Genomic DNA, 8,583 nt, shown 5'->3' with positions numbered 1-8,583 from the left:
TATGCCTTCACCCGCCTTTACATAGCGGACCTCGATGCGATTCGAGGAAGGGCTGACAACCTGTCGTGCGTTCTTGACATCCATCATCGTTACCCCGCGCTTGAAATGTGGCTGGACGACGGCCTGCATACGACGCCGCCCGAACTACGTCGCCGCGCGCCGGACGGACGCATCCGCTCGGTAATCGGCAGCGAGTCGGTCACGCAGCCGCGCCTGCCGGAGATGCGCGCGCTGTGCGCGGCGGCGGACGCACCCGTCCTTTCGCTAGACTTTCGGGTTGGCGCGTTCCTGGGGCTCCCGGCGCTGCTGACCGACATCGCGCGCTGGCCGCCCAGGGTAATGATTATGTCGCTCGCTCGGGTGGGCAGCGGCACTGGCCCCGATCTCGATCGACTGCTGCGCTTCGCCGCGCGCTCCCCTCACACCGAGTGGTATGTAGGTGGCGGCGTTCGCCATGCCGATGACCTGCATGCGCTGGCCAGTGCCGGCGCCCGGGGTGCGCTGGTAGCCAGCGCCCTGCATAGCGGCGTCGTCGGCGCCAGGGAGCTGGCCGAGTTTAGCCGCGAGGAACGCGTCTAGCCGCGTCCGGCCCAATCCCCGCAAGAACGCCGATGCCCCGATCTCGCGACCGGGGCATCGCACGGCTTAACGGTGATGCGCAAACGGGTGGTGCGAGGTGCCCTTGTTGGCCACCACATCGGCCGCCGTGGGTTCACCGGAGACAGCGCGCTTGATCGACTGCTTGACCGCTTCGTAATTATAATCCTGAATCTTTTCGTGATCCTTGGCGTCCCAGTGGATAAACACACCGACGCAGATGAAGATATCGTCTGCCTCGTCGGCGGGAATAGTGCCGTCTTCCACACAATCGGCCACCGCCAGTGCTACACCGCGCTGAGCCGGGCCGAACATCTGTACCGCTTGTTCCTGACCCTTGATTGTGACCTTGTTGAACAGAATGGTGTTGGGCCTGGCCTGTAGATTCGGCGCGACCACCGCCAACAGCGTACTGTGACCTTCCTTGTTATTGGTCAGCGCGTTGCAGAACGCCGTCTCCGCGGCGCTGCCGCGCGGGCCCATGATCAGGTCGATGTGCGCGACTTCGTTACCGTCACCGGTGAGGAATTCGCCAACAAGTACTTTATTGATAACTGCCATTTTATAACTACTCCTTACAGGTTATGGTGTTACAAGACACGTCTGGCGATACGCCCGCGCCGCCGACAGCCCGGCTGCCTGCGGCTTTGACGAACGCTCGCAATCCGTATGATTTTCTCCCTGCGCGTTGCGTAAAGTATAAAGACAGATTCCTGCTGTCAGTGCTGAGCAGTTGCTCCAGGTGAGACGCGACCAGGGTTGCTACCGTGAGGTCGGCCGTGGTGCCCGGATTGATCCCTGCTCGCTTGAATTCAGCGTCGGCGCGTTGCAGACGCTGAAGTATTTCTTGAGGCGCGTTGCATTGCATCAGGGCGGCTTCCAGCGGCGCGGCCATGCGGCTCACTTCCATCGCGCGCGCCTCGCCATATTTGCGCGCGACGTGGCTGTCGGGGAAGCGGCGCAACAAACCCAGATAGATCCCCGACGCCGCCCACTCGTCGCTGCCCCAGCGTGCTCTGAACGCCGAGAGCGCCGGCAATGCGTAATCGAAGATATCCGCGTAGCCGCTGCTGTACTGCCAGGCAATTCGGTCCCGGTGAGCAGCCGTTCGCATGGCTTCGATAACGGTAACCTCAGGCTCACGGGCCACGTCGTGCGTCGGGCTTGTGCCGAGCCCGCCGGGCGACGCCAGCCGTATGGCGTGGTAGATCCAGCGCGTATCGTCAACGCCGGCGCCGTTAAGTACCTCGCGTAGCGCGGCGCGCAGCCCGCTCGCGGGAGCGTCGCCTGGCTGCATGGCGTGCAGCAACGGTGCGCACAGCAGCACGATCCCGAGATTGGTGTTGCACGCCACTTTTTCGCGCGTCGCCGCCACGGCGCGGTATATTCGTTCTCCAAGGCCCGGGCGTTCTCCCAAGCTCGGGCTCGCCCCCACAGCCAGCGTGGGTGCGGTCAATGCCGCCACACTCGCTTGCGCGCTGGCGGTGAAATCCGCAGCAAACATGCCATGACCCGGCGCGTCTACGCCCACGTTACCGGGCTTGAGCGCCCGCAAATCGATCTCGCATGCGCGCAGGTAGATGTCTTTAAGCATCTGCGGCGAAACACGGCTTGCTTCAACGGGCGGGGCCATCGTCATCCAGCGGCTTCCGCCATCGTGCCTGGCTTAAGCTGGCGCAGAAAGTCGTCGGCGAGCAATTCCGCGATGTTGACGTTGCAGGTGCTCTGCAGGCCCCGCCAGGCAGGCACGCTGTTGACCTCCACCGCCCAGGCCTGGCCCTTCGCGTCACGGATAATGTCCACGCCGCCGTACTGCATGCCCACGGCGGCGACCGCCGCCTCGGCCAGATGCCGCAAGCCATCGTCCAGGACCGCGGGCTGGCAGTTGCCGCCGCGCGCGACGTTGCTGATCCAGGTCGCACCCTCGCGCCGCATCGCCAGCAGCGCGCGGCCGGCGATGACGAACACGCGCCAGTCGTGCCAGCTGCCCTCGCCCGTGTCGATGTAGCGCTGCAGATAATAAACGCCGTGAAGCATCTCCGCCGCTGGCAGTGGATCGCCCGGCAACAGGCGCATCAGGCCCTCGCCCTGCGCGCCGAACAACGGCTTGCACACCAGTGCATGGTTTGCTGCGAACTCGCGCATGACCACAGCGCGGGCGTGTTCGGGATCGTTCGTCACCCAGGTGGGCGGGGTCGGGATGCCGTTGTTACGCAACAAAAAACTGGTCATGCCCTTGTCGACGCTGCGCTCGATCGCGCGTGCGTCGTTGTAAACGGGCACGTTCAACTCGGTCAGCGCATGCAGAAAATCAAGATAAAAAACCACTTCTTCCAGACTGCCACCGGGCACGCCGCGCACGAACGCGGCCGCGGGCAATGCCGGCTCGAAGCCGGAAATTCTCAACGGGTGCGCATCCGCACCGATGTCGAAATGACAACTCTTGAGCGACACAAAATTAGCCGCGCAGCCACGCGCAGCGAAGGCCTCGCGCAACCGTGCGCCGTGCCAGCCGGGATCGTCGGTGAAGATGGCTATGCGCGGTTCCAGGTTTCTCATTCCCGGGCCTCAGTCTCCGAACGAGGCTTCGAGCAGCTTCAGATCGATCTCGCCGGCGTGGAAAGTGCGCCCGCTCTCCATCGCCGTGACGCTGATGCGCGCCGGGCTGAACAGCATGGGGTCGATCTTGAAGAAATCGTATTCGTACGCCTTGAAGACTTCCGCAAACGGCCGGCCATAGTCGTTCGATGCGCTGCTGGGCAGTTTCTCGGCAAGGTCTTTTGCGGCGTCATCGTCGCCCCGCACGTAGATCTGCACCTGACCCGCGAATAGGATCGCGTCGTTGGTGCGGCCCATGCCCTTGATGAAATCTGGCGCCGGCGGCGCCAGCGGCGCGCTGCCGATGCCGTCGACCACGTGCGAGAGCGGAAACTTCAGTTCGTGGGCCTTGTGCATGGCCACTTCCAGCACCCGCGCAACCACCTGCGTGCTGCCGGCGAGGCTGCGCGTGGGCGTGAGAATCAGGGTCAGCGCATCGGCCGTCACGCCGCAATCGCGCGCGATCTTGTCCACCAGCGGATTCGGAGGTGGGCTATCGACTTCGAGCACCAGGCAAGCGCTGTCGCATGTGTCTTTATAATCCAGGTCCTTGTAAAGCGGCTCTTTCTGCGCCAGCGCGCGCGCCGGGCCAGAGCCCAGCGCCTGAAAAGCGCCTTTGCCCTCGCCGTGCGTGAGGCTCCAGCCTGCGTACTGGCTGCCCAGACAGGCCAGCACCGGGTCAGTCGCATGCACGTGGATTGTCACGGGCCAGCGATCGGCCACCCCGCCGGCGGTGAAGCTCACCTGCCCCAGCCCGCCCATGCAGATTTCAGCCACGCGACGGCCCGCTTCCAGCCCGCCGGGATAGTCAACACCGGCGTCCACCAGGGTGGCGCCGTTGTCCAGCTTACGCACGCCGATGCGTAGTTGATCGGCATCCGCCAGGAGTTGCGCTACCAACGGCGCGCTCAGGCGATTGACGCTCGGTTTCGTGTGTTTGTCCGTTCCGGGTTTCTGGTCCATTGTTTACCTCTGTATTGGCACGACGGCTATGCGGCAATGGACGTCGCCGCCAAGGAATTCAACACGGCATCGCGGCGCGCGCCGGCAAGGCGGCTTACCTGCTCAAAGGCGTCACCTTCGGCCAGCACCGTGCATATCGGCGCGTGTGTGGGAATGGCGGCGCCCGGGGCGGGCAGATCGCGGCACCAGTGCGGCCATCGCAGGCCTAAAGGCACCTGATACGCTTTATCCGCATAGACAATAACCTGCGCGCGCGGGCCGTGTTCACTAAATCCGCGCAAGCACGAGTCGCCGGGCAACTGACGGCGGCAACCTCGCGTATGCAGCGCGAGCATACCCGCAGGCGCCTCCGGTTCGTAAAGCTCGCAGGTCGCACCGGGTCGCGGATTGATTTCCAGAACCCGCGGCTGACCGTGATGCACCATGAAATCCAGACTGTTCAAGCCGCGCAAACCGAACGCTGCGGTAAGTGCGTGCACGTGATTTGCAATCAGTTGGCGTTGCGATGGAGAAAGTTTCGCGCGGTTGATCGCGCCACCGTAGGCAAACGGCGAGCCTGCATGCCGGGCGCGCCACAGCGTGTTGTAACCGAGGACCTGCGCACGGCGACCATCGGCGACGAATAACGCGGACATCGCGGGCCCCGGCAGAAAATGTTGATAATAGCGTTGCGAATCATCGATAGCTCTGCCGCGCCAGCGGCGCACGTGCTCGCCACCCGAACCGGCCGCGCGTTTTACCAGCCATTCATGCGCCGATGCATAAACTGAGTCACCGGAAATTCCGCGCATGCCGTCGTGTCGTTTCATCTCCGGCGCGGTGAAGCGGGTCACGGGATACGCGATGCCAAGTGCTGTCAGGGTCGCGAAAAACACGGGGGGATCCTTGACGGCTCGTATGACGTCAGCGCCATTGCCGATGATCTCGAAGCGATCCGCCAGGCGATCCAGCAGCGCCGGCATGGCCTCGACGCCGCTGCCGTAAATCAACCCGGCGCGGCCATACCCTGATGGGGAACCTGGTAGTAGAGGAGCTGGCCCGCCCGGACGCGCCTTGAGCGCGAGCATATCCAGCGCGTCCGCTACGCCCGCCTCGGACAGACCATCCCTGGTGATCCTGACTTTCACGACACCGGCCGCGCAGTCACGGGTGTCCACATCACCGAAGCCGTCAACCACCCACGGGCGCCAGTCAGGCGCGCGCGCGGACTGCGCTAGCGCGCGGCCCGACCTGGCCAAGATGAAGATGTCGGCGGGATCCGGCATCATGCTTTCGCTACGTATTCCCGCGCCACTTTGAAGGCGTGTTCGAAATGCAGATACACGGGCTCGTCGCTGTTAACCATCTGCTTGAGCAACCGCTGTTGAACGTGATACTTCACGTCCCCGATCGCCAGCGCGCCGATGCCGACCGCGCCGCTCTTCGAGCCTTCGATGGCGACGCCGTCAGCCTTGGCGTCCACCCCCGCGATGCCGGGCGGCGGCACCGCGTTTGCATCCGCGGCGACCTTGAGGCGCGGCGCGGAGGCGATCAATTCGCGGCTTAAGACTTCAACACCCGCCTTGGCGGTAGCGAACATCACATCGGCGATTTTGATCAGCTCGCCCTTGTGATCGTCCGCCTCGCCTTCGATGCCGGTCAGATCCGCCCCGTAACGCTGGTTGCAAATCTCGGCGACCTGGCGAGCCTTGTCGATCTTTCGCCCGATGATTTTCACCCGTGCGCCGGCCTTGGCCGCCAGTACCGAAGCCGCCGCACCCACCGGACCGGTGCCGCCCAAAGCCAGCACACACAAGCCTTCGAGTGACGCGCCGTGTTTATCGGCCAGCTGCTGCTCGACCTTGGCAACCATCCCCGCGGCGGTGGTGAAGGCGCCGCTGGGGTCGGCGAACACGGAGACTTCGAACGGCGGCACCATGGACTCCTCGGCGGCCTTCAGCATGTCCATCGCGATGTGGAGGTCGCGCCCGCCCACAAAGATACCCGTGCGCCTGACGCCGCTGGGACCGCGGGAAAAGATCGCATCCTGCACGAGATCCCGGATCTCATCGGCTTCCACGTTTGTGTAAGGCATCGCGACCTGCCAGCCGGCGTCGATCGCCATGTTGGCGTCGAACGGACTGACATTTTTGCCGGGTGTAAAGATATGCAGGATAAAGGGCCTTTCCATAATTTAATCCAATGACGCAAGTGAGCTTGCAAATTTCCGGCGCGGCGCCAACCTTTGAACGAACGCCGCATAAATCATCGATGTTCAAGCATTAACGATGCATTCGACCAAGTTCATCCGGTAGTGTGGTGTAGTATGGATTAAAGCCCGCCGACCCATTCGACCGCCACAAGCAAGCCTCGGCGTATCATCCACCGACGGTGCCCGCCGCGCATTACAGGCTCGCGCCGCTCACCGCCTGCGCATACTGATAACATTCGACCAGCCCGCCGTAATTGCGGGCCCGCACCAACTGCAGACGCACCGCACTCCTGTCGAACACCGATTGCGCTTGAGCGATCAGTGCCTGCGCGCGGTCCTCGCTGCCGATCAACGCGAAGCCGGTGGGCCCCCACGAGCTTTGTCCAACGCCGGTGACGCCGCGACTCTCGAACCACGCGAGCACAGCGGCGACGGCCTCGCTTGCGAAGCGGCCACCTTGAGCGGGCGCGAAGTAATCGCCGACCACGGTTTGCAGTTCGTTGATACCGTGGCTGGCGTCGTCCAGGTGCGCGTCGGCGATAGCGGGCAATATCCGCATCAGCACCAGGCGGCAAAGATGCGCGGCGCGTTCGGCCGGGAACGCCGGCAACGCATCGAAGGCGCTGACCTCCTGGGCGCCATGCAAACCCTTGCCGCTACAGTCATGCACCAGCACGATGCGCCAGTCGGCGGGAAGTTCGAGCCGGGCGGTGACCGGCGGCGCCTGGTCGTTGCGTCCGCGACCACCATCCACGACGAAACCGCCCGTGTCGAACGAGCCTACGCCCACGCCGGAACGCGCCCCGCGGTTCAACATCTGGCCTATGTCACGCGTGCTGAGACTCAGCTCGTACAGCCGCGCGATGGCAGTGCCGACCGCAAGCGCCAGTTGCGTGCCGGAGCCCAGACCGACGTGGCCGGGAATCGCCTCGAAAACCCTGATCGACACCGCGTGCGGCAGGCGCAACTGGGCGAACAGGTTGCGCGCATGCTCAAGCGCGCGTTCGTCCTCCGGCCCACTCGCCGAAAACGAAGTCGCTTTGGCTACCGACAGACGCGTGGCGATACCCTCGATGGCGAGCCCAAAACCGCCGAAACGCCGTCCGAGGCCGCCGTGGAGATCCAGAAACCCGAGATGCAGTCGCGCGGGCGCCTCGACCTTCACGCACAAACGCACGCCCGACCGCTGTGTGGTCCATTGAATCATCCGAAGCATTTAGCAACTACCATGCCCACAGGTTTTTTAGCGGGAGCCCCGTCGTTGACCCGAGGCGTACGGCGCAGCTTTGTATCGCCGATGTAACGCCGCAACCGCTTAACGTGACACCAAGGCGCGATGGTCGACGCTGACCGCCCGGAGGGGACTGTACGCACGGCGTCTGCGCCAACTCGCGCGATCGCAAGGCTCGCGTCGTGCCAATGGCGCGGCTTCGCGTCGCGGCGACGGGGACGGGCGTGGCGAGCCAGGTGGGGGCCCCGCGTCGAGACCGCTCTCATCGAGTTGGCATTATCCTTGCCCTCTAGATTGCCTTGCCCAGCCTGGTTCTTAATGCATTCCGCAGCTCATGGCCCCGCATGCGGCGAATGCATCGTTACGTGCAAAACCCCGGGGCTGACAAACCCTGAGCCTGTTAAAATCCCGGGCCTGTCGAAATCCAGGAGCCACACGGCGTATGGCCGAGATAGATTCATCCGCCCCGTTCGAGACCGCCCAAGTCGAAACTGCCGAGTTCGAAAATGTCGTGTGTCCGCTGTGCGGACTAGGCTGCGACGACCTGCGCGTCCGGCTCGATGACAGCGGTGTCGAGGTAACCGAGAACGGCTGCGACTTAAGCCGCCGCGGCTTCGCCCAGGCGCCACCGGGCACCCGCGCGACGCCGCGGATCGCGGGCGCAAGCGCGGGCATGGACGCCGCGCTGGATCGCGCCGCCGAAGTGCTGCGCGAGGCCCACCTGCCACTTATCGGCGGCCTGGCAACCGACGTGAATGGCGCGCGCGCCGTCATGGCTCTGGCCAGGAAAAGCCGTGCCGTCATCGATCACATGTACGGCGCTGGGCTGTTCCGCAATCAGCAGATCCTGCAGGACGACGGCTGGATGACCACGTCGCTGACCGAGGTGCGCAACCGCGCCGATCTGGTCGTCGTGGCCGGCGCACGCGCATTCGAACTGTTTCCGCGGCTGCTGGAGCGAATTTTCAATCCCCAGAGCTGTGCGCTGGCGCAGGACACACAG

Annotated in this window: 9 protein-coding genes; 2 read left to right on the top strand and 7 right to left on the bottom strand. The window is 64.2% G+C overall.

Features of this window, described 5'->3' with window-relative positions; genetic code table 11:
- On the top strand, positions 1 to 579 hold a 579-nt coding region (locus H0V34_09080; protein ID MBA2491838.1), incomplete at its 5' end, for a hypothetical protein.
- Positions 580 to 645: 66 nt separating this feature from the next.
- Here the strand turns inward: H0V34_09080 and fae are convergent.
- From fae to H0V34_09045, 7 genes are all read right to left on the bottom strand, one after another.
- On the bottom strand, positions 646 to 1,158 hold the full coding sequence (gene fae, locus H0V34_09075; GenBank protein MBA2491837.1) for a formaldehyde-activating enzyme: 513 nt from the start codon (positions 1,156 to 1,158) through the stop codon (positions 646 to 648).
- 7 nt (positions 1,159 to 1,165) lie between these two features.
- Positions 1,166 to 2,230: a triphosphoribosyl-dephospho-CoA synthase gene (locus tag H0V34_09070; GenBank protein MBA2491836.1), complete on the bottom strand. Its 1,065-nt coding sequence runs from the start codon at positions 2,228 to 2,230 to the stop codon at positions 1,166 to 1,168.
- A 2-nt stretch (positions 2,231 to 2,232) separates the two neighbouring features.
- The gene (locus H0V34_09065) at positions 2,233 to 3,156 is read right to left on the bottom strand and encodes a RimK family alpha-L-glutamate ligase (GenBank protein ID MBA2491835.1); all 924 of its coding nucleotides are present in this window, start codon (positions 3,154 to 3,156) and stop codon (positions 2,233 to 2,235) included.
- A 9-nt stretch (positions 3,157 to 3,165) separates the two neighbouring features.
- A complete protein-coding gene (locus tag H0V34_09060) occupies positions 3,166 to 4,158 on the bottom strand; it encodes a methenyltetrahydromethanopterin cyclohydrolase (GenBank protein MBA2491834.1) in 993 nt (330 codons plus the stop codon).
- A gap of 26 nt (positions 4,159 to 4,184) precedes the next feature.
- Positions 4,185 to 5,426: an ATP-grasp domain-containing protein gene (locus tag H0V34_09055; protein ID MBA2491833.1), complete on the bottom strand. Its 1,242-nt coding sequence runs from the start codon at positions 5,424 to 5,426 to the stop codon at positions 4,185 to 4,187.
- On the bottom strand, positions 5,423 to 6,328 hold the full coding sequence (locus H0V34_09050; GenBank protein ID MBA2491832.1) for a methylenetetrahydromethanopterin dehydrogenase: 906 nt from the start codon (positions 6,326 to 6,328) through the stop codon (positions 5,423 to 5,425). The genes H0V34_09055 and H0V34_09050 overlap by 4 nt, the downstream gene beginning before the upstream one ends.
- A gap of 214 nt (positions 6,329 to 6,542) precedes the next feature.
- Positions 6,543 to 7,556, bottom strand: a complete 1,014-nt coding sequence (locus H0V34_09045; protein MBA2491831.1) for a GHMP kinase — start codon at positions 7,554 to 7,556, stop codon at positions 6,543 to 6,545.
- Between the two features lie 466 nt (positions 7,557 to 8,022).
- On the opposite strand from H0V34_09045, the gene H0V34_09040 reads away from it, so the two are divergent.
- Positions 8,023 to 8,583 (top strand): formylmethanofuran dehydrogenase subunit B (locus H0V34_09040; GenBank protein ID MBA2491830.1); only part of this gene is annotated, 561 nt, incomplete at its 3' end.

The organism is Gammaproteobacteria bacterium (assembly GCA_013696315.1).
Lineage (GTDB): Bacteria > Pseudomonadota > Gammaproteobacteria > JACCYU01 > JACCYU01 > JACCYU01.
The sequence above is the reverse complement of the archived record's forward strand: the minus strand, read 5'-3'. Positions and strand labels throughout refer to the sequence as shown.